This is a genomic window from Bradyrhizobium sp. USDA3516, from assembly GCF_057651995.1.
The window spans coordinates 203,444-226,892 of sequence record NZ_JBYGYN010000004.1 but is presented as its reverse complement, the minus strand read 5'-3'; the positions used below and the strand labels follow the sequence as shown (position 1 = coordinate 226,892).

22 protein-coding genes are annotated in these 23,449 nt (G+C 65.1%); 15 read left to right on the top strand and 7 right to left on the bottom strand.

Features of this window, described 5'->3' with window-relative positions:
- Positions 1 to 78 precede the first annotated feature (78 nt).
- Complete coding sequence (locus tag AC24YW_RS15330) at positions 79 to 1,281, top strand: multidrug effflux MFS transporter (RefSeq protein ID WP_487483525.1); 1,203 nt, start codon at positions 79 to 81, stop codon at positions 1,279 to 1,281.
- Positions 1,282 to 1,561: 280 nt separating this feature from the next.
- Here AC24YW_RS15330 and AC24YW_RS15325 read toward each other — a convergent pair whose 3' ends face one another.
- The gene (locus AC24YW_RS15325; protein WP_487483524.1) at positions 1,562 to 3,169 is read right to left on the bottom strand and encodes an ABC transporter substrate-binding protein; all 1,608 of its coding nucleotides are present in this window, start codon (positions 3,167 to 3,169) and stop codon (positions 1,562 to 1,564) included.
- On the opposite strand from AC24YW_RS15325, the gene AC24YW_RS15320 reads away from it, so the two are divergent.
- The 9 genes from AC24YW_RS15320 to AC24YW_RS15280 all read left to right on the top strand — a co-directional run bounded on the left by AC24YW_RS15320 (position 3,156) and on the right by AC24YW_RS15280 (position 13,948).
- Positions 3,156 to 3,440, top strand: coding sequence for a hypothetical protein (locus AC24YW_RS15320; protein ID WP_487483523.1), 285 nt, complete (start codon positions 3,156 to 3,158; stop codon positions 3,438 to 3,440). The genes AC24YW_RS15325 and AC24YW_RS15320 overlap by 14 nt on opposite strands.
- Positions 3,437 to 4,567 carry a M20/M25/M40 family metallo-hydrolase gene (locus AC24YW_RS15315; protein ID WP_487483522.1) on the top strand — a complete coding sequence of 377 codons (1,131 nt, stop codon included), beginning with the start codon at positions 3,437 to 3,439 and terminating at the stop codon, positions 4,565 to 4,567. Before AC24YW_RS15320 ends, AC24YW_RS15315 begins: the two co-directional genes overlap by 4 nt.
- 258 nt (positions 4,568 to 4,825) lie before the next feature.
- On the top strand, positions 4,826 to 5,767 hold the full coding sequence (locus AC24YW_RS15310) for an ABC transporter permease (RefSeq protein ID WP_487483521.1): 942 nt from the start codon (positions 4,826 to 4,828) through the stop codon (positions 5,765 to 5,767).
- Between the two features lie 18 nt (positions 5,768 to 5,785).
- Entirely contained in the window at positions 5,786 to 6,673 is an 888-nt protein-coding gene (locus AC24YW_RS15305) for an ABC transporter permease (RefSeq protein WP_487483520.1), read from the top strand.
- 133 nt (positions 6,674 to 6,806) lie between these two features.
- On the top strand, positions 6,807 to 8,456 hold the full coding sequence (locus tag AC24YW_RS15300; RefSeq protein ID WP_487483519.1) for an ABC transporter ATP-binding protein: 1,650 nt from the start codon (positions 6,807 to 6,809) through the stop codon (positions 8,454 to 8,456).
- Between the two features lie 209 nt (positions 8,457 to 8,665).
- Positions 8,666 to 10,171: a M81 family metallopeptidase gene (locus AC24YW_RS15295; RefSeq protein ID WP_487483518.1), complete on the top strand. Its 1,506-nt coding sequence runs from the start codon at positions 8,666 to 8,668 to the stop codon at positions 10,169 to 10,171.
- 11 nt (positions 10,172 to 10,182) lie between these two features.
- Positions 10,183 to 11,355 carry a M20 aminoacylase family protein gene (locus AC24YW_RS15290; protein WP_487483517.1) on the top strand — a complete coding sequence of 391 codons (1,173 nt, stop codon included), beginning with the start codon at positions 10,183 to 10,185 and terminating at the stop codon, positions 11,353 to 11,355.
- The gene (locus AC24YW_RS15285) at positions 11,348 to 12,769 is read left to right on the top strand and encodes an amidase (RefSeq protein WP_487483516.1); all 1,422 of its coding nucleotides are present in this window, start codon (positions 11,348 to 11,350) and stop codon (positions 12,767 to 12,769) included. The genes AC24YW_RS15290 and AC24YW_RS15285 overlap by 8 nt, the downstream gene beginning before the upstream one ends.
- A 288-nt stretch (positions 12,770 to 13,057) precedes the next feature.
- Complete coding sequence (locus tag AC24YW_RS15280; RefSeq protein WP_487483515.1) at positions 13,058 to 13,948, top strand: crotonase/enoyl-CoA hydratase family protein; 891 nt, start codon at positions 13,058 to 13,060, stop codon at positions 13,946 to 13,948.
- Positions 13,949 to 14,045: 97 nt separating this feature from the next.
- Here the strand turns inward: AC24YW_RS15280 and AC24YW_RS15275 are convergent, their stop codons facing one another.
- Both AC24YW_RS15275 and AC24YW_RS15270 read right to left on the bottom strand, forming a co-directional pair.
- The gene (locus tag AC24YW_RS15275) at positions 14,046 to 15,023 is read right to left on the bottom strand and encodes an NADPH:quinone oxidoreductase family protein (protein ID WP_487483514.1); all 978 of its coding nucleotides are present in this window, start codon (positions 15,021 to 15,023) and stop codon (positions 14,046 to 14,048) included.
- On the bottom strand, positions 15,023 to 15,631 hold the full coding sequence (locus tag AC24YW_RS15270; protein WP_487483513.1) for a DsbA family protein: 609 nt from the start codon (positions 15,629 to 15,631) through the stop codon (positions 15,023 to 15,025). The genes AC24YW_RS15275 and AC24YW_RS15270 overlap by 1 nt, the downstream gene beginning before the upstream one ends.
- A gap of 236 nt (positions 15,632 to 15,867) precedes the next feature.
- Between AC24YW_RS15270 and AC24YW_RS15265 the strand changes: the two genes are divergently transcribed.
- A complete protein-coding gene (locus tag AC24YW_RS15265) occupies positions 15,868 to 16,890 on the top strand; it encodes a methionine synthase (RefSeq protein WP_487483512.1) in 1,023 nt (340 codons plus the stop codon).
- A gap of 20 nt (positions 16,891 to 16,910) precedes the next feature.
- Here AC24YW_RS15265 and AC24YW_RS15260 read toward each other — a convergent pair whose 3' ends face one another.
- The 4 genes from AC24YW_RS15260 to AC24YW_RS15245 all read right to left on the bottom strand — a co-directional run bounded on the left by AC24YW_RS15260 (position 16,911) and on the right by AC24YW_RS15245 (position 19,290).
- Positions 16,911 to 17,096: a hypothetical protein gene (locus AC24YW_RS15260; RefSeq protein WP_487483511.1), complete on the bottom strand. Its 186-nt coding sequence runs from the start codon at positions 17,094 to 17,096 to the stop codon at positions 16,911 to 16,913.
- A 206-nt stretch (positions 17,097 to 17,302) separates the two neighbouring features.
- On the bottom strand, positions 17,303 to 17,965 hold the full coding sequence (locus tag AC24YW_RS15255; protein ID WP_487483510.1) for a hypothetical protein: 663 nt from the start codon (positions 17,963 to 17,965) through the stop codon (positions 17,303 to 17,305).
- 24 nt (positions 17,966 to 17,989) lie between these two features.
- Positions 17,990 to 18,517: a xanthine phosphoribosyltransferase gene (gene gpt, locus AC24YW_RS15250; protein ID WP_487483509.1), complete on the bottom strand. Its 528-nt coding sequence runs from the start codon at positions 18,515 to 18,517 to the stop codon at positions 17,990 to 17,992.
- 35 nt (positions 18,518 to 18,552) lie between these two features.
- The gene (locus tag AC24YW_RS15245; protein WP_487483508.1) at positions 18,553 to 19,290 is read right to left on the bottom strand and encodes a competence/damage-inducible protein A; all 738 of its coding nucleotides are present in this window, start codon (positions 19,288 to 19,290) and stop codon (positions 18,553 to 18,555) included.
- Between the two features lie 278 nt (positions 19,291 to 19,568).
- Here AC24YW_RS15245 and AC24YW_RS15240 point away from each other — a divergent pair, with 278 nt between their 5' ends.
- From AC24YW_RS15240 to AC24YW_RS15225, 4 genes are all read left to right on the top strand, one after another.
- On the top strand, positions 19,569 to 20,987 hold the full coding sequence (locus AC24YW_RS15240) for a circularly permuted type 2 ATP-grasp protein (protein ID WP_487483507.1): 1,419 nt from the start codon (positions 19,569 to 19,571) through the stop codon (positions 20,985 to 20,987).
- Positions 20,988 to 20,991: 4 nt separating this feature from the next.
- Complete coding sequence (locus AC24YW_RS15235) at positions 20,992 to 21,936, top strand: alpha-E domain-containing protein (protein WP_036015356.1); 945 nt, start codon at positions 20,992 to 20,994, stop codon at positions 21,934 to 21,936.
- A 123-nt stretch (positions 21,937 to 22,059) separates the two neighbouring features.
- The gene (locus AC24YW_RS15230) at positions 22,060 to 22,908 is read left to right on the top strand and encodes a transglutaminase family protein (protein ID WP_487483506.1); all 849 of its coding nucleotides are present in this window, start codon (positions 22,060 to 22,062) and stop codon (positions 22,906 to 22,908) included.
- A 67-nt stretch (positions 22,909 to 22,975) separates the two neighbouring features.
- A complete protein-coding gene (locus tag AC24YW_RS15225) occupies positions 22,976 to 23,383 on the top strand; it encodes a carboxymuconolactone decarboxylase family protein (protein ID WP_487483505.1) in 408 nt (135 codons plus the stop codon).
- Positions 23,384 to 23,449 lie beyond the last annotated feature (66 nt).

The following is a 23,449-nucleotide window of genomic DNA, read 5'->3' as shown; positions in this document are numbered from 1 at the left end:
ATAAGTCGCTCGATTGCAGGGGTAAGCTTCTTGTCCGACGTCAATGCCGACGCTTGGGTGTCCGCGGGACACCGCCCGATGGGTTTTCCGGAATTCGTCATCGTGATCGCGTCCATCATGGCGCTGAATCCGCTCGCGATGGACATGATGCTGCCGGCGCTGCCCAATATCGGCGCCGCCTTCAAGATTCCCGTCGAGAACCATCTGCAACTGGTGCTGTCGACCTTTCTGATCGGCTTCGGCGCCGGCCAGTTCGTCATGGGCCCGCTGTCGGACCGTTTCGGGCGCCGGCCGGTGCTGCTCGGCGGCATGGCGGTCTATGCGGTGGCGAGCGTGCTGGCGGTCGCCGCACCCTCGTTCGAGACGCTGCTGCTGGCGCGTGCGCTCCAGGGGCTCGGCACCGCGGCGACGCGCGTGATCGCGACCTCGATCGTGCGCGATTGCTATGTCGGCCGCCGCATGGCGAGCGTGATGTCGCTCGCCATGATGGTGTTCATCGCGGTGCCGGTGGTCGCCCCCTCGTTCGGGCAGGCGGTGCTGCTGGTGACGGCATGGCGCGGCATCTTCGTCGTGCTGATGCTGTACGGCCTGCTCGCACTCGCATGGTGCGTGCTGCGCCTGCCTGAAACCCTTCCCCAGTCGGAGCGCCGATCCCTGGCGCCCTCCGACGTGCTCTCGGCGTACGGGCAGACCGTGACCCATCGCCAGACCATCGGCTATGCCACGGCTGCCGGCAGCGTGATGGGCGCGCTGTTCGCCTACGTCTTCTGCGCCCAACAGATCTTCACCGGCATCTATCACCTCGGCCACTACTTCCCGCTCGCCTTCGCGGCGATCGCGGCCGGCGTCGCCATTGCGGGATTCCTCAATGCAAGGCTTGTCGGCCGGCTCGGCATGCGCGTGATCTCGCACGGCGCGCTGACGCTCTACACGCTCGTGGCCAGCGTGATGCTGCTGACGGAAAGTCTCGGCGTGCTGCCGCTCGCCTTGTTCATGATGCTCTCGGCCCTGATGATGTTCTCGTTCGGCATGATGGTCGCCAACTTCACCGCGCTGGCGATGGAGCCGCAGGGCCACATCGCCGGCACCGCCTCCTCGCTGTACGGCTCGATCACCACGCTGATCGGGATCGTGGTCGGCATGGCGATCGGGCAGAGTTTCGACGGCACGTTGCTGCCGTTCTCGGTCGGCTTCTTCCTGTCCACCCTCGCCGCGCTCGCGATCGTGCTGGTGGTCGAGAAGGGACGGCTGTTCAGGCCGCATCATCGTCACGTCGCTTGAGGAACCTCGCGCTCCTCTCGATGTTGTACTGCAGCAATCGAGAGGATGCCGAGATGGAACAAGAGAGCAGACTGGATCAGCCGGCCGCGGAACTCGAGCAACCCACTTCAAAGCCGGCCGAAAAGCGGCCGAACAGACACCTGCCATTTGCAAGTGAAGGGCTTGAGCAAGTGCGCGACAGCCACTGCTAGCGCAGATTCGCGCAAGGGATCACGCAAAGAAAACGGCGCCGCAGGAAGCCTGCGGCGCCGTTCGCTTTACCGGAACCAAGTGTCCCCGCTTACTCCGTCTTGTCGACGTTCCAGAACACCGGCGTCGCGGGACCGTCGAGCACGCCGTTCAGCGACTTGCGCCAGCCGCTCGCGATGAGATACTGCCCCAGCGGAATGTAGATCACCTGCTCATAGGCCTGCTTCTGGATGTCCGCGGCGATCTTCTTCTGCTCGTCGAGCGAAGACGCGCGGACGAAAGCGTCCTTGAGCTGCTCGATCTTGGCGTCCTCCGCCCAGCCGAACCAGCCTTTCTTGCCGAGGCCGCTAATCGAGAGATTGGCGATCGGGTTGGACACGTCGGCTGCGACCCAGTTGGTGAAGAACATGTTCCAGCCGCCTTCCTTCGGCGGCTTCTGGCTGGCACGGCGGCTCACCACCGTCTGCCAGTCGGTCGCCTGCAGGTCGACCTTGAAGCCGGCTTCGCGCAGCAGCTGGGCCGCGACGATCGGCTGCGCCTTCAGCGTCGTGACGTCGCCGGGCGCCATGATCACGATCGGCGTGCCGTCATAGCCGGACTCGGCCAGCGCCTTCTTGGCTTCCGCCATGCCGTTCCCCTTCACCAGGGTCTCGGAGCCGACATCGGTCGCGAGCGGCGTGTCGCACACGAAGAATGCGCCGCAGATCTTCTGGTACTTCGCATTGCCGACCAGCGCGTCGAGCACGTCCTTCTGGTTGATCGCCAGCAAGGCAGCCCGCCGCACCTTCACGTTGTCGAACGGCGGATGCAGGAAGTTCATCCGGCCGAGCGTCTGAAAGCCGAACTTGTTCAGGACCTCGATCTTGAGCTCCTTGTTGCCTTCCAGCACCGGCAACATGTCGAAGGGCAGGTTCTCCATGAAATCGATGTCGCCCGACTGCAGCGCATTCACCGCAGTCTGCGAGTCCGGCATGGTGAGCCATTCGACGCGGTCGACCTTCACCACCTTGCCGCCGGAGGTCCAGCTCGCAGGCTCCTTGCGCGGCACGTAATCGGTGTTCTTGACGTAGACCGCCTTCACGCCGGGCTGAAATTCGCCCTGCACGAACTTGAAGGGGCCCGAGCCGATCTGCTCGGGAATTTGCTTGTCCGCCGGCGTCTCGGCAAGGCGCTTCGGCATCATGAAGGCGACGCGCGAGGACGGCTTGCCGATGGAATCGAGGACGAGGCCGTAGGGCTCCTTCAGCTTCAGCGTGATGGTCTTGGCGTCGGTCGCCTCGATGCTGGCGGTGAAGTCCATGAGCTTCTGGCCCATGCCGTCGACCGCTGCCCAGCGCTTCAGCGAAGCGACGCAATCTTCCGCGGTTACCGGCGCACCATCATGCCACTTCAGGCCGTCGCGCAGCGTGAAGGTGTAGGTGAGCTTGTCGTCGGAGATCTTCCAGTCCGCCATCTGCGGCTGGACCTTGAAGTTCGAATCGGTCGCCACCAGCGTGTCGTAAACCATGTAGCCATGGTCACGCGTGATGTAGGCCGTGGTGAAGATCGGGTCGATGATGCGCAAATCCGAATGCATCACCGCGGTGAGGGTCTTGCCGGCCGCGAGCACCGGCGAGGCCAGCGCGGTCGAAAGCGCGACGACCGACAGCGCAAGTGTGGAGGCGAACGCGCGAGGCCCCCGGCGCATGAAATTGAACATGGAAAGTTCTCCTGACGTGAAACTGTTCAAAGGCAGGTTATTGATTGAGCATGAAGTCCGTTCGTTGGGCGAACTAACCTCATGCAATGCCTTCATCTTTTCGAGACTTGCAGACAGTGCCGAGCGCGTCAATCCGGTTTCGTTGCAAGCCCTTGCGGCGCATGCACGGGCTCCACAGGGATCGATTTGGCTCTACAACACCTCCACTCGTCCTGCCCGCGCCGATGCAATGCGCGTTCCATCTTCCCAAGCTCGAGAGACATTGAGATGAATCCTGCCAATCTCCCCTTTGATTCCGAGGCAATGCTCGCGGGCCTGCGCACCTGGGTCGAATGCGAAAGCCCGACCTGGGACGCGGGCGCCGTGGACCGCATGCTCGATATCGCGGCGCGGGATATGGCGATCATGGGTGCGACGATCGAACGCATCGCAGGCCGCCAGGGTTTTGGCGGCGTGATCCGCGCGCGCTTCCCGCATCCGAAGCAGGGCGAGCCGGGCATCCTGATCGCCGGACACATGGATACCGTCCATCCGGTCGGCACCATCGAGAAACTGAAATGGCGGCGCGAGGGCAACAAGTGTTACGGCCCCGGCATCTTCGACATGAAGGGCGGCAATTACCTCTCGCTGGAAGCGATCCGGCAGCTGGCGCGGGCATCGTTCACCACGCCGCTGCCGATCACGGTGCTGTTCACGCCGGACGAGGAGGTCGGCACCCCCTCGACGCGCGACATCATCGAGGCCGAGGCCGCACGGAACAAATACGTGCTGGTGCCGGAGCCCGGCCGCGCGGACAACGGCGTCACCACCGGACGTTATGCCATCGCACGCTTCAACCTCGAAGCGACGGGCCGGCCGAGCCATGCCGGCGCCACGCTGTCGGCGGGACGCTCGGCGATCCGCGAGATGGCGCGGCAAATTCTCAACATCGACGCCATGACCACGGAAGACTGCACTTTCTCGGTCGGCATCGTGCATGGCGGCCAGTGGGTCAATTGCGTCGCCACCACCGCGACCGGCGAAGCGCTGTCGATGGCCAAGCGCCAGGCCGATCTGGATCGCGGGGTCGAGCGGATGCTGGCGCTGTCGGGCAGCAACGACGACGTCACCTTCAAGGTCACGCGCGGCGTGACGCGGCCGGTGTGGGAGCCGGATGCCGGCACGATGGCGCTGTACGAGAAGGCGCGCGGTATCGCCAAATCTCTCGGCATGGAATTGCCGCATGCAAGCTCCGGCGGCGGCTCCGACGGCAACTTCACCGGCGCCATGGGGATCCCGACGCTCGACGGCCTCGGCGTGCGCGGCGGAAATGCCCACACGCTGGAGGAGCACATCGAAGTCGAGAGTCTCGTTGAGCGAGGCCGCCTGATGGCGGGGCTGCTGGCGACGCTGGCGTGATCCAGGAGACCCCGTCATGGCCGGGCGTAGCCGTCCGAAGGACGGCGTCGCTTCCGCTCGCCTATGACCCGGCCATCCACGCCTTTGCCACCGAACGCGAAGAAAGACGTGGATGCCCGGGTCAAGCCCGGGCATGACGACCATTGGGGTCCCGGCCCAGATGGCACGGGAATTGCTGAAATGTTAGGCTGATGGCAGGTTGCCAAGGGCCCTGCCCAAGAAGCCTGCCCAATTTGACTCTAAACTGACGGATCCAACTTGCTCGGATATCTCGTTCGCCGAATTCTCGCCGCCGTGCCCGTGATGGGCGTGGTCGCGCTATTCGTGTTCCTCCTCCTCCGCCTCACCCCCGGCGATCCCGCCGCGATCCTCGCCGGCGACAACGCGACGCCGGAACGGCTGGAGCGCATCCGCGAATCGCTTGGTCTCAACGAGCCGCTGATCGTGCAGTTCATCACCTGGGTGAACAAGCTGCTGCACGGCGACCTCGGGACGTCGCTGATCTCCAACCTGCCGGTGATGAAGATGATCGGCCAGCGCGTGGAGCCGTCGATCTCGATTGCGCTGTGCACCATCATCCTCGCCGTCATGGTCGCAGTTCCCTTGGGGGTGGTCGCGGCTTGGAAGCACGGCACCTGGATCGACCGTTTCGTGATGGGTCTGTCCGTGCTCGGCTTCTCGGTGCCGGTGTTCGTGGTCGGCTATGTCCTCATCCAGGTCTTCGCGATCGAGCTGCGCTGGGTGCCGGTGCAGGGCTTCCGCAGCATCTTCAACGGCTTCGGTCCGTTCTTCGAGCGCATGATCCTGCCGACCTGCGCGCTGTCCTTCATCTACATCGCACTGATCGCGCGCATGACGCGTGCGGCGATGCTCGACGTGCTCGGCGAAGACTACGTGCGAACGGCGCGGGCGAAGGGCATCAACGAGGTCGCGGTGATGATGCGCCATGCGCTGCGCAACGCCGCCGTGCCGGTGATCACCGTGATCGGCACCGGCTTTGCGCTCTTGATCTCCGGCGTCGTCGTCACCGAGAGCGTGTTCAACATCCCCGGCATCGGCCGCCTCACCGTCGATGCGGTGCTGGCGCGCGATTATCCGGTGATCCAGGCGATGATCCTGCTGACCTCGCTGATCTACGTCGTCGTCAATCTTCTCATCGACGTCGCCTACACCCTGCTCGATCCCCGGATCCGGTACTGAGGCAAGGACAAGAACAAAATGTCGGTTGATACCCTTCCCCAGTCCTCCATTCCGATCACGTCGCCGCTGCGGCCGCGCTTCGGATTCCTCACCTCGACGCCGATCATCGCCACCGCGACGTGCCTGCTCGCCTTGATCGTGGTGATCTCGATCCTCGCGCCGCTGATCGCGCCGCATGATCCGATCCAGCTCGCTCCGTCGCAGCGGCTCAAGCCGTCCTCCGCACAGTTCCTGCTCGGCACCGACGCCTACGGCCGCGACGTGTTGTCACGCGTGATCTATGGCGGCCGCATCTCGCTTCTGATAGGCATCGGCGCGGCGATCCTGTCGATCGTCATCGGCCTTTCGATCGGCCTCGTCTCCGGCTTCTTCAAGCTGGTCGATTCCGTGATGATGCGCGTCATGGACGGCCTGATGGCGATGCCGAGCATCCTGCTCGCGATCGCCGTGGTGTCGCTGTCAGGCGCCAGCCTCTGGACCGTGCTGATCGCGATCACGATCCCCGAGATTCCGCGCGTGGCACGCCTGGTCCGCTCGGTCGTGCTGTCGGCCCGCGAGGAGCCTTACGTCGAGGCCGCAATCTCGGTCGGCTCGAGCCTGCCGAAGATCATGTGGCGCCACCTGATGCCGAACACGATCGCGCCGCTGATCGTCCAGGGCACCTATATCTGCGCCAGCGCCATCCTCACCGAGGCGATCCTCTCCTTCCTCGGCGCCGGCATCTCGCCGGAGACGCCGACCTGGGGCAACATCATGGCCGAGGGCCGCCAGTACTTCCAGATCAAGCCGTCGCTGATCTTCTGGCCGGGCCTGTTGCTCTCCATCGCCATCCTCAGCATCAACCTGATCGGCGACGCCGCCCGCGACGCCCTCGATCCGCGCATGAAGCAGCGGGAGGGCAAGTGAAACCATCAACACGGTCATTCCGGGGCGCGCCTCTTGGCGCGAGCCCGGAATCTATTTCACCCCTCGTGCTGCGGCCCGATGGATTCCGGGTTCGCGCTACGCGCGCCCCGGAATGACGGCGGAGAGAATTGACGTGACCAACACTATCCTCGACATCAACAACCTCGTCGTCTCCATCGGCAAGCAGCCGAAAGGCGCCAACATCATCGACGGCATCTCGATCCAGGTGCGCGAGCGCGAGACGCTGTGCCTCGTCGGCGAGAGCGGCTCGGGCAAGTCGGTGACCTCGCTCACCACGATGGGCCTGCTGCCGAAGGGCACCCTGGTGCCGACCGGCGGCAGCGTGAAGCTGGTCGGCGAGGAGCTGCTCACCGCCACCGACCGCCGCCTGCGCCAGCTCCGCGCGACCAAGATGGCAATGATCTTCCAGGAGCCGATGACGGCGCTCAATCCGGTGGTGCCGGTCGGCCGCCAGATCGACGAGGTGCTCCGCGCCCATACCAGCCTCGACGCGAAGGCGCGCAAGCAACGCATCCTGGACATGATGGAGCAGGTGCGCCTGCCCCAGGTCGAGCGCATCTTCGCCTCCTACCCTCACCGCCTCTCCGGCGGCCAGCGCCAGCGCATCATGATCGCGATGGCGCTGGTGCTGGAGCCGAAGCTCCTCATCGCCGACGAGCCGACCACCGCGCTCGACGTCACCACGCAGAAGCAGATCCTGACCCTGATCCGTGACCTCCAGCGCGATCACGGCACGGCGGTGCTGTTCATCACCCACGACATGGGCGTGGTGGCCGAGATCGCCGACCGCGTCGCGGTGATGCGCCAGGGCCGCCTGGTCGAGACCGGCCCGCTCGAGACCGTGCTGCGCAATCCGACCATGGAATACACCCGCAACCTGCTCTCCTCGGTGCCGAGCCTGGTGCCGCGCCCGCCGCGCGAGGAAACCCGCGAGCCCGTGGTGCTGGAGGCCAACGAGCTCAGCAAGGTCTACAAGGAGCGCGCCTTCTTCGGCAAAGGCCGCGAGGTCGTCGCGGCTGACAAGGTCACGCTCACCTTGCGCAAGGGCCGCACGCTCGGCATCGTCGGTGAAAGCGGCTCGGGCAAGTCGACGGTTGCGCGCTGCATCGTGCGCCTGATCGATCCGACCTCGGGCGGCGTGCGCCTCGCCGGCCGCGAGATCGCCGACATCTCGCGCCGCCTGCTGCAACCGCACCGGCAGAAGATCCAGATCGTGTTCCAGGATCCCTATCGTTCGCTCAACCCGCGCATCACCGTCGGCGAGAGCATCGCCGAAGGCCCGGTCAATTACGGCGTGGCGCACACCGAGGCGATGAAGCGGGCGCGCGAGCTGCTCGAGCTGGTCGGCCTGCCGCCGGACGCCGTGACGCGCTATCCGCACCAATTCTCCGGCGGCCAGCGCCAGCGTATCGCGATCGCCCGGGCGCTCGCGCTCGATCCGGACGTGCTGGTCGCGGACGAAGCGGTCTCAGCGCTCGACGTCTCGGTACAGGCGCAGGTGCTGGAGCTGCTCGACGAGATCCAGAAGCGGCTCGGCATCGCCATCCTGTTCATCACCCACGATCTGCGCGTCGCCGCCCAGATCTGCGACGAGGTCGTGGTGATGCAGCACGGCCGCGTCGTGGAACAGGGCCCCGCCGGCGAGGTGCTGACGCATCCGAAGGAAGCCTACACCAAGGCGCTGCTGGATGCGGCGCCCGGGCGCAACTGGGATTTTGCGAACTTCCGGCCGGTGGCGGAAGGCGTGGGGGCGAGCGCTTAGTCTATCGGCTCGTCATTGCGAGCGTAGCGAAGCAATCCAGAATCCCTCCGCGGGAAGACTCTGGATTGCTTCGCTGCGCTCGCAATGACGGTGTGCGCGGCACACATTCCCAAAACGTCTTGACCCCATGCGTGGCACGATTGCTTCCTGCCTTGCTCTCCCAACAAGAGCAAGGCTAACGTCGCGCACTTCAATCGGGACTGAACTGAATGACACGCATCGCCGTCGGCGGCTTCCTGCACGAGACCAACACCTTCGCTCCGACCAAGGCGACCTTCGCCGACTTCCAGCACGGCGGCGGCTGGCCGGCGATGACGGAAGGTGCCGACGTCTTGAAGGTGATGCGGCGCATCAATGTCGGCCTCGCCGGTTTCGTCGACAGCGCCGAGGCGAACGGCTGGGAACTCGTTCCGACCATTGCCTGCGGCGCGAGCCCGTCGGCGCATGTCACCAAGGATGCATTCGAGCGCATCGTGAAGGTGATGGTCGACGGCATCGCAGCTACTGGGCCGATCGACGCCGTCTATCTCGACCTGCACGGTGCCATGGTGACCGAGCATCTCGACGACGGCGAAGGCGAGATCCTGGCACGCGTGCGCCGCGTCATCGGCAAGGACGTTCCGCTGGTCACCAGCCTCGATCTGCATGCCAACGTCACGCCCGGGATGATGGAGCATGCCGACGCGCTGATCGCCTATCGGACCTATCCCCATGTCGACATGGCCGAAACCGGCCGCGCCTGCGCGCGCCACCTCGCGCTGCTGCTGCAGACGAAGCAGCGCTTCGCAAAGGCGTTCCGGCAATTGCCGTTCCTGATCCCGATCAGCTGGCAATGCACCAACGATCAGCCGACCAAAGGTATCTACGAAAAGCTCGCGGCGCTGGAGAGCGATGCCGTTCCCACCCTCTCGTTTGCGCCCGGCTTCCCCGCCGCCGATTTCCGCGACTGCGGCCCCAGCGTGTTCGCCTACGGCAAGACGCAGGACGACGCCGATCGCGCGGCGGACGCGCTTCTGAAGCTGATCGAAAGCCACGAAGACGATTTCGACGGCAAGATCTGGTCGCCCGACGATGGCGTGCGCCACGCCATGGAACTTGCCAAGAGCGCGCGCAAGCCGATCATCATCGCCGACACCCAGGACAATCCCGGCGCCGGCGGCGATTCCGACACCACGGGCATGCTCCGCGCGCTGGTGCGCAACAAGGCGAGTGCGGCAACCGGCGCGATCTACGATCCGGAATCGGCCAGGGCCGCGCACGCGGCCGGTGTCGGCGCCACCGTGACGCTGGCGCTCGGCGGCAAGTCCGGCATTCCCGGCGACGAACCCTATCGCGAGACTTTCGTGGTCGAGCAGCTTTCCGACGGCCGCTTCATCGCGCCCGGTCCCTATTACGGCGGCCGCGAGATGGAGATGGGCCCGTCCGCAGCCTTGCGCATCGGCGATGTCCGCATTGTCGTCTCCTCGCACAAGGCCCAGCTCGCCGACCAGGCGATGTACCGCTATGTCGGCATCGAGCCGACCGAACAGAAGATTTTGGTCAACAAGAGCTCGGTGCATTTCCGCGCCGATTTCGAACCGATCGCCGAGAAGCTGATGATCTGTGCCGCACCCGGCGCGATGCCGGCCGATACCGCTTCGCTACCCTGGACGCGCCTGCGGCCCGGCATCCGCATCAAGCCGAACGGCCCCGTTTTCACGCCTCCCTCACGCTGACTGGAGAACACATGCCCACGATCGACCGCATCGACGGCTATGCCGACGAGCTCACTGCCATCAGGCGCGACCTCCACGCCCATCCCGAGATCGGCTTCGAGGAAGTGCGCACCTCCGGCATCGTCGCCGACAAGCTGAAGAGCTGGGGCATCGAGGTGCATCGCGGCCTCGGCGGCACCGGCGTGATCGGCGTCATCAAGGGCAAGGGTACGGGCAGCAAGCGCATCGGGCTTCGCGCCGACATGGACGCGCTGCCGATGGAAGAGAACACCAATCTGAAGTGGAGCTCGAAGATCCCCGGCCGCTTCCACGGCTGCGGCCATGACGGCCACACCACCATGCTGCTCGGCACCGCGCGCTATCTCGCCGAGACCCGGAACTTCGACGGCACCGTGCACCTGATCTTCCAGCCGGCCGAGGAAGGCCTCGGCGGCGCCCGCGCCATGATTAAGGACGGGCTGTTCGAGAAATTTCCCTGCGACGAACTCTACGGCCTCCACAACGCGCCCGATCTCAATCACGGCGAGATCGCGATCCTGCCGGGGCCTGCGATGGCCAGCGCCGATTTCTTCGACCTGCGCATCACCGGCTACGGCGCGCATGGCGCGATGCCCGAGCGCTCCAAGGACGCAGTCGTCATCGCGACCACACTGGCACAGGCGATCCAGACCATCGTCAGCCGCAACGTCGACCCGCTGCAGGCTGCGGTGGTGTCGATCACCCAGATTCACGCGGGCTCCGCTTACAACGTCATCCCGGGCGATGCGCATCTGTGCGGCACCATCCGCACCTTCTCGAAGGAGGTTCGCAGCCTGGTCAGCGAGCGCATCCGCACCATCTGCGCCGGTATCGCAAGCGCCTACCAATGCGTCATCGACGTCGACATCCGCGACACCTTCAACGTGCTGGTCAACCAGGTCGAGCAGTCCAAGGTGGTCGAGGAGGTCGCGCGCACCATCGTCGACCCCGCCAACGTGATCACCCGCACCCAGCCGAAGATGGGCAGCGAGGATTTTGCCGATATGCTGGAGACCATTCCCGGCGCCTATTTCTGGGTCGGTCATGACGGCTCGGTGCCCGTGCACAATCCCGGCTTCGTGCTCGACGACAAGATCCTGCCGATCGGCGCCAGCATGTTCGCCCGCATCGTCGAGACGCGCATGCCGGTGGGTGGCAATGCATAAGAAGAGCGTCGAGGAAGCGGTCACCTCGCTGCACGATCTGTCCGCGGTCGACCTGATCGCGGGCTATCGCGCCAAGCAGTTCTCGCCGAGCGAGGTGCTGGAGGACGTGCTCACGCATGTCGCGGCGTGGGAACCGCATCTGAAGGCGCTCTATGCGTTCGATCCCGACGGCGCGCGCGAGGCCGCAAAGGCCTCGACCGCGCGCTGGACCGGCGGCGAGCCCTCCGGCGCGCTCGACGGCGTGCCCGTGACGGTGAAGGACAACATCGCGACCAAGGGCGTGCCGGTGCCGCTCGGGGCAGCCAGCGTCAAGCTCGTGCCGGCCGAGAGGGATGCGCCGCCCGCCGCGCGTTTGCGTGAGGCCGGCAGCATCATCTTCGCCAAGACCACCATGCCCGATTACGGCATGTTGTCCTCCGGGCTCTCCTCGTTCCATGCGCTCGCGCGCAACCCGTGGGACCTCAGCAAGAACCCGGGCGGCTCCAGCGCCGGCGCAGGCGCCGCGGCCGCGGCCGGCTACGGGCCCTTGCATCTCGGCACCGATATCGGCGGCTCGGTTCGCCTGCCCGCCGGCTGGTGCGGCCTCGTCGGCCTGAAGCCGAGTTTTGGCCGCGTGCCGATCGACCCCACCTATGTCGGCCGTGTCGCAGGCCCGATGACCCGCACGGTCGACGATTGCGCGCTGATGATGAGCGCGATCGCAAAGCCCGACCGGCGCGACGGCATGAGCCTGCCGGCCGAGCTGCTGAACTGGAAGGGCCTGGAGAAATCTCCGCGCAAGCTGCGCATCGGGTTGATGCTCGATGCCGGCTGCGGCCTGGCGCTGGAGAAGCCGGTGCGCGAGGTCGCGGTGAAGGCCGCGAAGGCGTTCGAGTCCGCAGGCGCCGTGCTCACCGAGGTCGATGGCATCCTGACGCGCGAGATGCTCGATGGCCTCGACAATTTCTGGCGCGCGCGGATGTGGGACGATCTGTCCAAGCTGACGCCGGCCGAGCAGACCAAGGTGCTGCCCTATATCTTCCAGTGGGGCGAGTCCGGCGCGAAGCTCTCGGGCGTCGATGTCATCCGTGGCTTCAACCAGACCATGGCGATCCGCGCGGCCGCGGCGAAGCTCTTTTGCGAGCTCGACTATGTGATCTCGCCGACCGCGCCGAACGTGAACTATCCGGCGGAATGGGCTTCCCCCACCAACGATCCGATGAAGCCGTTCGAGCATATCGCCTATACCGTGCCGTGGAATATGTCGGAGAACCCGGCGATCTCCCTCAACGGCGGCTTCGACGCCAAAGGTTTTCCCATCGGCGTGCAGATCGTCGGCCGCCGTTTCGACGACATCGGCGTGCTCGGCATGGCCAAGGCGTTCGAAGGTCTGCGCGGCCCGCAGCGGCCCTGGCCAAAGCCACCGGCGAAGTAGACTTTCGTCATGCGGGGACAGCGCGCCCTTTAGGCGCAAGTCCGACTGATTTGGGACGGGCAACATAGAAAGACTCCTGCTTACCCTCCCCTGGAGGGGGAGGGTCGGTTCACATTGAGCGCAGCGAAATGTGAGCCGGGGTGGGGTGACGGTCTCTCGGCGTCCGACACTGCCCGAGTGGAGAGATCACCCCGCCCCGCTCGCGCTATGCGCGATCGACCCTCCCCCTCCAGGGAGGGTAAAAGGACAAACGTCTGCGCAGCGAAGGACAAAAGGAAGGAAACCACCATGGCGTATGAGACGATCAAGTACGAGGTCGCCGATCAGATCCTCACCATCACGCTGAACCGGCCCGACAAGCTCAACGCCTTCAACGCGCAGATGCAAGGCGAGCTGATCGACGCGTTCGACGCCGCCGACAAGGATGACAATGTCCGCGCCATCATCGTCACCGGCGCCGGCCGCGGCTTTTGCGCGGGCGCCGATCTCTCCTCCGGCGCCGACACGTTCGACCGCGATGCGCGGCGCGGGCCGGTCAAGCGCCTCGCCGACGGCAAGGTCGACTACAGCGACCTGCAGGTGCGTGACGGCGGCGGCCAGGTGACCTTGCGCATCTTCAAGTGCCTCAAGCCCGTGATCGCCGCGGTGAACGGTCCGGCCGTCGGCATCGGCGTCACCATGCAGCTCGCGATGGACATCCGCATCGCCTCGGAGGCCGCACGGTTCGGCTTCGTGTTCTCCCAGCGCGGCATCGTCCCGGAGGCGGCCTCGAGCTGGTTCTTGCCGCGCATCGTCGGCATCTCGCAGGCGCTGGAATGGTGTTATTCCGGCCGCGTCTTCCCGGCGCAGGAGGCGCTCGCCGGCCGCCTCGTCAGCAAGGTCGTGCCCCCCGATGATCTGCTGCCGACCGCCCGCGCGCTCGCCAAGGAGTTTGCGGCAAAGACCGCGCCGGTGTCGGTCGCGCTGATCCGCCAGATGATGTGGCGCATGATGGGCGCCGACGATCCCATGGAAGCCCACAAGGTCGACAGCCGCGGCATCTATGCCCGCGGCCGTTCGGAGGATGTGAAGGAAGGCGTGGTGTCGTTCCTGGAAAAACGGCCGGCGCAGTTCAAGAACAAGGTGTCCACGGACATGCCGGACTATTTCCCGTGGTGGACGGAGCGGGAGTATAAGTGACGCGAAGCGTCATCCCGGGGCGATGCGAAGCATCGAACCCGGGATCTCGAGATTCCGGGTTCGCCCTTCGGGCGCCCCGGAATGACGATGATAGAGGTCACTCCATCACCAACGCCACGCGCCCGATCGCCTTGCGGTCGATCAGCAGCCGCATCGCCTTGGCATAGTCTTCCAGCGGCAGGCGGTGCGAGACGTTGGGGCGCAACTTGCCCTCCTCCGCCCATTGCAGCAGCGCCTTCAGGCGGACTTCGCCGAGCGCGGGATTCCTGCGCACCGCCTCTCCAGCGCGCACGCCGAGCACGCTGGCGCCCTTGATCAGCAAGAGATTGGTCTTGGCCGAACCGATGCCGCCGGTGAAACCGATCACGAGCAGCCGCGCGCCCCAGGCGATGCACCGCATCGAATCCTCGAAGACCTGGCCACCGACGGGGTCGAACACGACGTCCGCGCCGCGACCGTCGGTGATGCGCTTGACGGCATCGCGAAACGGCTCGCGGTCGTAGCGGATGAGATGATCGGCGCCGCGCGATTGCGCAATGGCGAGCTTCTCGTCGCTGGAGGCAGTCGCAATCACGGTCGCGCCCAGCATCTTGCCGATCTCGACGGCGGCAAGGCCGACGCCGCCGCCGGCGCCATGCACCAGCAGCACCTCGCCCGGCGCGAGCCGGCCGCGGTCGATCAGCGCATGATAGGCCGTGCCGTGGCCGGCGAGATAGGTCGCAGCTTCCGCGTAGTCGAAGGTCGACGGCATCGGCGTGAGCTGTGACGGCATGACCACGGCTTCGTCCGTGAATGCGCCATGGCGCATCTTGACGATCACCTTGTCGCCGACGGCAACACCTCGCGCCTCGGGACCGATCTCGATGACGTCGCCGGCGGCTTCCATGCCCGGCGTGAACGGCAGCTCCGGCTTGAGCTGGTATTCGCCGGCGGCCATCAGCACATCAGGAAAATTCAACCCGGCTGCCCGGATCGCGACCCGCACCTCGCCGGGTTTCAGGGCTCGCTGCGGAAACTCTTCCAGCCGCAAGCTCTCGGGCTCGCCGAGCGTGCGGCAGACGACGGCGCGCACCATCAGGCCGCGCTCGCCTTGCTGCGCAACAGCGCCTCGCGGATCAGCGGCAGGCGGTCATTGCCGAAATACATGTCGGTCTTGTTCACGAAGATCGTCGGCGAGCCGAAGCCGCCGCGGGCGACCACCTCTTCTGTGTTGGCCTTGAGCTGGTCCTTGATACCCTGCTCGGCAATTCCGGCGAAGAACTTCGCCTCGTCGATGCCGACCTTCCTGCAGATCTCCGCGAGCACCGCGTCCTGCGAGATGTCCTTGTCCTCGCCCCAATAGGCCTCGAACACCGATGTCGCGAACGGCACCATGCCTTGACCGAGCCAGATGCAGCCGCGCATCGCCTTGACGCTGTTCACCGGAAACACCGTCGGCGGCATCTTGATCGCAAGGCCCGCCGAACGCGCCCAGTCGGCGAGGTCCTTCTTCATGTAGCGCGCCTTCAGCGGCACCGGCTTCTCGCGCTGCGCGTAGACGCTCGGATTGACGGTGTTGAAGATGCCGCCGACCAGGATCGGACGCCAGGTGATGTCTGTCCCGAGTTCCCTGGCAAGCGGCTGGATGTTGTGGAAGGCGAGATAGGTCCAGGGGCTGGAGCAGTCGAAGAAGAATTCGATCATGGCGTTTCCCGTCGTGTTATTCGCACTCTCCTCGTCATTGCGAGCGCAGCGAAACAATCCAGACTGCCTCCGCGGTGGGATTCTGGATTGCTTCGTCGCAAGGGCTCCTCGCAATGACGGGGAGAGAGCAGAGGCTGTTTCCTTCCCGCGCAAACCTGCGGGCGACTTTCGTTGTTCTGTACCTCGACGTTAGGACATGGCAGGAAGGGGCGCAACAACCTGCCGGGAGGGCCGCCATGCTGTTTCCAACCACGATCGCCGGCTCCTTGCCGAAGCCGGAATGGCTCGCCGAGCCCAACATGCTCTGGGCGCCCTGGAAGTCCGAAGGCGACGAGCTCGCCCGCGCTAAGCGCGATGCGACGCTGATCTGGCTGAAGCTCCAGGAGGACGCCGGCATCGACATCGTCACCGAGGGCGAGCAGGCCCGGCAGCATTTCGTGCACGGCTTCCTGGAGAAGATCGAAGGCATCGATTTCGCCCACAAGGTCGAGATGGGCATCCGGAAGGATCGCTACAAGGCGATGGTGCCGCAAGTGGTCGCCCCGCTCCGGCTGAAGGACCGCGTCCATGCCTTCGAGGCCCGCGTCGCGCGCACGCACACGAAGAAGCAGCTGAAATTCACCCTGCCCGGCCCGATGACCATCATCGACACCATTGCCGACCGCTATTATGGCGACAGGGTCAAGATGGCCTTTGCCTTCGCCGAGCTCTTGAACGAGGAAGCCAAGGCCTTGCAGGCCGATGGCGTCGATCTCGTGCAGTTCGACGAGCCCGCCTTCAACGTCTACATGGACGAGGTCGATGATTGGGGCATCAACGCGCTGGAGCGCGCCGCGCAAGGCCTCACCTGCGCCACCGCCGTCCACATCTGCTACGGCTACGGCATCAAGGCCAATACCGACTGGAAGGAGACGCTCGGCAGCCAATGGCGGCAATACGAACAGATCTTCCCTGTGATCGACGCGAGCCCGATCCAGCAGGTCGCGATCGAGTGCCGCAATTCGAAAGTCCCGCTCGACCTGCTTGCGCTGCTGAAGAACAAGATCGTGCAGGCCGGCGTGATCGACGTCGCCAGCGACACGGTGGAGACCGCCGAGGACGTCGTGAAGGTGATCGAGGCGGTGTCGCAATTCGTGCCGAAGAGCAACATCATCGCCACCACCAATTGCGGCATGGCGCCGATGCGGCGCGAGGTCGCCGAAGCCAAGCTGATGGCGCTCGGCGCAGGCGCCGCGCTGGCGCGCGAGCGGCTGGGGTGAGAAGCCGGGGAAGTCGGGAGTCACGCTGCTTTCGCAGCAGCAACGTCGCGGCGCCCGTCGTCGGCCGCGGTCGTTCTGCTGACGTCGTGCGGGCGATCGGCCTTGCAAGAATGCTCGTCATGCAGCTCCAGCCCGCGCAGAAAGCGGCCGTGCTCGTGCATGTTGTTGGTCAAGTATTGGTCTATGCGACTGAGAAAGTACAGCATTTGACTCTCCTCGATGTTGCACGAGAAGGTAAGCTGCCGGGCATAGCCGATCGATGGGACCGTCAGGACGATGTTATAAAGGCGATATAGCCATCGCCGGCACGACTTGCCCGCAAGAGCAATAAGATGTCGCCCGCGCCTCGACGGTTCGCAATATTATGAGGAATACCGGCGCCGCAGCACGGTAAGAATTCATAGTACACGTCCTAGCTGAGCGCCGTCGGATGCAGCCTGGACTGATAGCCCGCATTCAGAGCACGCAGTGTCGAGGGCGGCGTCAACAGCTTGACATCGTCGAGCCGACCCCGAGCGCCGGCATAGCCCGCCGGCGACCACAGCAGCGCCTGTCCCTGGATCACCAGAAAGCACTCTTCGCCCTGCTGCACCATCGCTCCATCGGGTAATTGCGCGAGCGGCATCGGCAATTGATGCAGCCGTTTCCTGCCGCGATCGAGACGCTCTCGATGCAGAACGGCATCCATCGCCTTGGCGCTGATGCCGCTCACACCATTGCCCTTCTCCCACGCCGCGCGAAACCGTTTGGCGTCGTCGCGCCGGCAAAAGAAGCAGGGCCGGTGCCCCGCCGCAAAAGCCGTCGCCTCGTCGAGGAAGAACAGCTCGGTCCAGCTCCGCCGCGCCATCACCGGTCGCCGCCAGCCGCGGAACTCGCACAGGCAGGTGATCCAGGCCGGTGTCGACCAGCGCTTCTTCAACAGCGTCTTGGTTGCGGGATCGTGGATGATGCCGCGATTACCCGTGAACAGGCCGCGATGTGGTGTGGCGATGATGGCGCCAGTCGGGGTGACGCGGTTTTGCAGCGGGCGAGTAGCGAATGGCGAATTGCGAATAGGGGATTCCTTACTCGCCATTGGCCACTCGCCATTCGCCTTTGATCACGCCGCCCCATCCCGCAGCGGCGGGTGATAGGACAGCGCCGTGTCCCAGGGGAAGAAGATCCAGGTGTCCTGCGAGACTTCGGTGATGAAAGTGTCGACCAGCGGGCGTCCCATCGGCTTGGCGTAGACGGTGGCGAAATGCGCATCGGGCAGCATCTCGCGCACCATCCTGCCGGTCTTGCCGGTGTCGACGAGGTCGTCGACGATCAACAGGCCCTTGCCGGTGCCGCCGCCGAGCGTCATGGTCGCCTCGGAAATGCCCTTGAGCACCTGCAGCTCGCCCTGCTTGTTGTGGTCGTAGCTGGCGATGCAGACCGTATCGATGACGCGCACCCCTAGCTCGCGCGCCACGATCGCGGCGGGCACCAGGCCGCCGCGGGTGATTGCGATCACCGCATGGAATGGGCCGACCTCGTTGAGCCGCCAGGTCAGCGCCCGGCAATCCCGGTGGAACTGGTCCCACGAGACCGGGAAGGCCTTGCCTGCCCGCTCCTGCGCACTCAGTTCCGGTGCTTCACCAGCCATCGCCTGTCTCCTGCAATCTCGTCCCGCCTTTCCTGCTAACGGCTGACGTTCAGTCCCGCCAGCATTTCCTTCACCGCCGCCATTGCCGCCGCGAGCTTCTCGGGATCGCGCGAGCGCACCACCAGGTTGGTGTTGGGCTTCTGCTCCTCGTCCATGAAGGGATAGCTGCCGATGATGGTGTCGGGATGGGCGGCTGCGATCGCCCGCAGCGGGCCGCCGATGTCGCCCTCGCGCGCATTGGCGCGAACCGACTCCGACAGCATGCGCACGCCCGACTTCAGCTTGGGCGCGACGATGTCCATCATCGCCTGCATGATCGATGGCACGCCGGCCATGACGATGACATTGCCGATCTTGAAGCCGGGAGCGAGGATGGTCGCGCTCTGGATCAGCTCGGCACCGTCCGGGATGCGGGCCATGCGCAGCCGAGCCTCGTTGAGGTCCTGCTCGCTCCAGCGCTCGCGAAAGCGGGCAACCACCTCCGGGTGATGGTCGATGCCGACGCCGAACGCCTTGGCGACGGCATCTGCGGTGATGTCATCATGGGTCGGCCCGATGCCGCCGGTGGTGAAGACGTAGGTGTAGCGGTGCCGCAGCGCATCCAGTGCTGCGATGATGTCGGGCTCGTCGTCGGAGACGACGCGGACCTCCTTCAGATCGATGCCGATATTGGTCAGGTATTCGGCGATGAAGCCGATATTCTTGTCCTTGGTCCGGCCGGACAGGATTTCGTCTCCAATGACCAGAATGCCCGCCGTGACGATCTCGCTCATGCCTTAAGTCCCTCACCTGTGACGCCGACTTTGCCGAGGTAACGCGTTGAAGTCACGCGGTTTTGCTTCTGAAATAAGCAGTCTTCAGCCATTTTTTCAGGCACGCCGCCGGCCGTCGGCGGCAAATGGCCCCTCTCCATGCTTATCGCGCTGGCCCGGCCCTTGCTACCACATGAAAGTCATGCACTGTTGACGCATGGCCACAGGACGTTGCGGTCTCATCAAGGCCGACGCGACCTGGCGCATGGCGCAACGCCTGGGGAGACAAGTCGGGATCTATGGCAGTCGCGTTTGACGAAATGAACATTCCCGGCGGGGACCTCCGCCCCGCCTATCAGGAGCTCGCGCGCTGGCTGAAGGAGACGCCTCCCGAGGCGCTCGAATATCGCCGCCAGGAGGCCGAGCTGCTGTTCCGCCGCATCGGCATCACTTTCGCGGTCTATGGCGAGGCCGAGTCCACCGAGCGACTGATCCCCTTCGACGTGATTCCGCGGATCATGTCCGGCAAGGAATGGACGGTCCTGGAGAAGGGCCTCAAGCAGCGCGTGCGCGCGCTCAACATGTTCCTGCGCGACATCTATCACGGCCGGGAGATCCTCCGCGCCGAAATCGTGCCCGACGATCTCATCTTCCAGAACCCGGTGTTTCGGCCCGAGATGAACGGCCAGCAGGTGCCGCACGACGTCTACGTGCACATCGCCGGCATCGACATCGTCCGGGTCGACGCCGACGACTTCATCGTGCTCGAGGACAACGCCCGCACGCCGTCCGGCGTGTCCTATATGCTGGAAAACCGCGAGATCATGATGCGGCTGTTTCCGGATCTGTTCGCCCGCCACAAGGTGGCGCCGGTCGAGCGCTATCCGGACGAGCTGCTCGCCGCGCTCCGCTCGGTCGCGCCGCAGAGTGCATCCGGCGAGCCGACCGTCGCCCTGCTCACGCCCGGCGTCTACAACTCCGCCTATTACGAGCATTCGTTCCTGGCCGACAAGCTCGGCATCGAGCTGGTCGAGGGCCGCGACCTCGTGGTCAAGAACAACGAAGTGTTCATGCGGACGACGGAAGGGCTGAAGCGGGTCGACGTGATCTACCGCCGCGTCGATGACGATTTCCTCGATCCCCTCACCTTCCGTCCCGATTCCGTGCTCGGCGTGCCCGGACTGATGTCGGCCTACGCGGCCGGCAACATCACGCTCGCCAACGCCGTCGGCACCGGCATCGCCGACGACAAGGCGATCTACTCCTACATGCCCGACATCGTGAAATTCTATCTCGGCGAGGAGCCGATCCTGAAGAACGTGCCGACCTGGCGCTGCCGCGAGCCGAAGGACCTCGCTTATGTGCTGGACAATTTGAGCGAGCTCGTCGTCAAGGAAGTGCACGGCTCCGGCGGCTACGGCATGCTGATCGGTCCCGCCGCGACCAAGGCGACGATCGAAGCGTTCCGCGACAAGCTCAAGCGCGAGCCGGAAGGTTTCATCGCCCAGCCGACGCTGGCGCTTTCGACCTGCCCGACCTGCACCGCATCCGGTCTCGCCCCACGTCACGTCGATCTTCGCCCCTTCGTGCTCACGGGCAGCAAGAGCACGACCATCGTGCCGGGTGGGCTCACCCGCGTCGCGCTCAAGGAAGGCTCGCTGGTGGTGAATTCGAGCCAAGGCGGCGGCACCAAGGACACCTGGATTCTGGACGAGTAGAGAGATGCTGTCGCGTACCGCCGAAAACCTCTACTGGCTCGCCCGCTACGTCGAACGGGCCGAATATCTCGCGCGCACCATCGATGCGACGCTGCGGGTCACCGCGCTTCCCGCCGCCTATATCGGCAAGACCAATGAATGGGATTCGGCGCTGCTCACCGCCGGCGTCGCCGCAAGCTTCTATCAGGCCTATGAGGAAGCCAACGAGCACAACGTCGTCGAATATCTCTCGTTCTCCCAGAACAACCCGTCCTCGATCCGAAACTGCATCGAAGCGGCGCGGCTGAACTCGCGCTCGGTGCGAACGGCGCTCACCAGCGAGATGTGGGACACCATCAACTCGGCCTGGATCGAGCTTCAGGCGGTGTGGAGCAAGGGCACCTCGACGCGCGAGGACCTCGCCAAATTCCTGCGCTTCGTGCAGGAGACCTCGCTGCGCTTCGACGGCTCGGCCTATCGGACCATGCTGCGCAACGACGCCTATTGGTTCTCGCGCATGGGCGTGCACCTCGAGCGCGCCGACAACACCGCGCGCATTCTCGACGTGAAGTACCATGTGCTGCTGCCCGAGGAGGAGCATGTCGGCGGCCCGCTCGACTTCTACCAGTGGAGCTCGATCCTCCGCTCGGTCTCGGCGCTGACGGCCTATCACTGGGTCTATCGCGAGACGCTGAAGCCCTGGCTGATCGCGGACCTGTTGATCCTCAACGACACGCTGCCGCGCTCGCTCGCCAGCTGCTACGGCAATCTCGTGCGCAACCTCGACCAGATCGGCGTCGCCTATGGCCGCCAGGGCCCGGCCCAGCGCCACGCCCGCGGCATCCGCAACCGGCTGGAACACAGCAACATGAACGATATTTTCCAGCATGGCGTGCATGAATTCATTCAGGAATTCATCGCGGACAATTCCAGGCTGGGCGAAATCATCACGAAGCAGTATTTGATCTGATCTATCGCTGTCGTTCCGGGATGGTCCGAAGGACCAGACCTGGAACCTCGAGATTCTCAGGTGCGCAATTGCGCCCCGGGTTCGGTCCTGCGGACCGCCCCGGAATGACGGAATGAAAACATCATGCGCCTGCGAATCCAGCACACCACGACCTATCGCTACGAGCCGCCGGCCACCAGCGTGATCCAGATCCTGCGCATGACGCCGGGCGGCCATGACGGGCAGTACGTCGCGGAATGGCAGATCGACGTCTCCACCGACACCAAGCTCGACATGCATGAAGACGCGTTCGGCAACGTCACCCACGTGCTGTCCTGCGGGCCTGTCGGCGACATCCGGATCATTGCCGAAGGGTTGATCGAGACTCACGATACCGGCGGCGTGCTGCGTGGCAGCGATGAGCGCTTTCCCCCCGGCATGTTCCTGCGCGTCACCGACCTCACCTCGGTCAATCCGGCGATGACGGCGGTCGCGCGCCAGTTGCGCAGCGAGGCAGAGAGCGACACGCTGGGCTTCCTGCACACGCTGATGTCGCAGGTGGCCGATCACATGACGTTCGACGAGGACCCGACCAACAGCGGCACATCCGCGGCGGAGGCGTTCACGCTCAAGCGCGGGGTCTGCCAGGATTACGCGCACATCTTCATCGCCTGCGCCCGCGCCGGCGGCGTGCCGGCGCGCTTCGTCTCCGGACATTTCCTGCGGGCGGACGACACCGTGCACCAGGACGCCGGCCATGCCTGGGCGGAGGCCTACGTGCCCGATCTCGGCTGGGTCGGCTTCGATCCCGCCAACAGCATCTGCGCCACCGACGCCCATGTCCGCCTCGCGATCGGGCTCGACTATCTCGGCGCGGCCCCGGTGCGCGGCACGCGCTACGGCGGCGGCACGGAGACGCTGACGGTGGCGGTGAAGGTCGAACAGGCCGGCCGCGGCGGGCAGTCGCAATCGCAGTTCCAACGGCAGAGCTAGGAGCCGCCGGCCGAGCACATTCGGCGTGCTACAAGTGCGGCGTCAGATCAGCCCCCGCGAGGTAGCCATGGCGACTGTGAAACTGCTTTCGGATGACGAACTCTCGACTGAAGCGCGCGCCGTCTTCGACGACATCCGCAAGGTGCGGAAATCGGACTTCGTCAACAATTTCTGGCGCGCGCTGGCGCATGATCCGAAGACGCTACGGCGAACCTGGGAGAGCATCAAGGAGGTGATGGCTCCCGGCACGCTCGATCCCAAGGTCAAGGAAATGCTCTACGTCGCGGTGTCGATCGCACACGGCTGCAGCTATTGCATCCACTCCCACACGGCCGCGGCGCGGGCCAGGGGCATGACCGAGGCCGAATATGGCGAGCTGCTCGCCATCGTCGGCATGGCCGCGGAGACGAACCGGCTGGTGACGGCGCTTGGCGTGCCGGTCGACGAGGCGTTTCTCGTCGATGCGGCGGACTGAGCGGCAAGGCTGGCGTCATTCCGGCCTCGCGCTCGCGCGCCCCGGAATGACAGCCTTCCCCCGCGG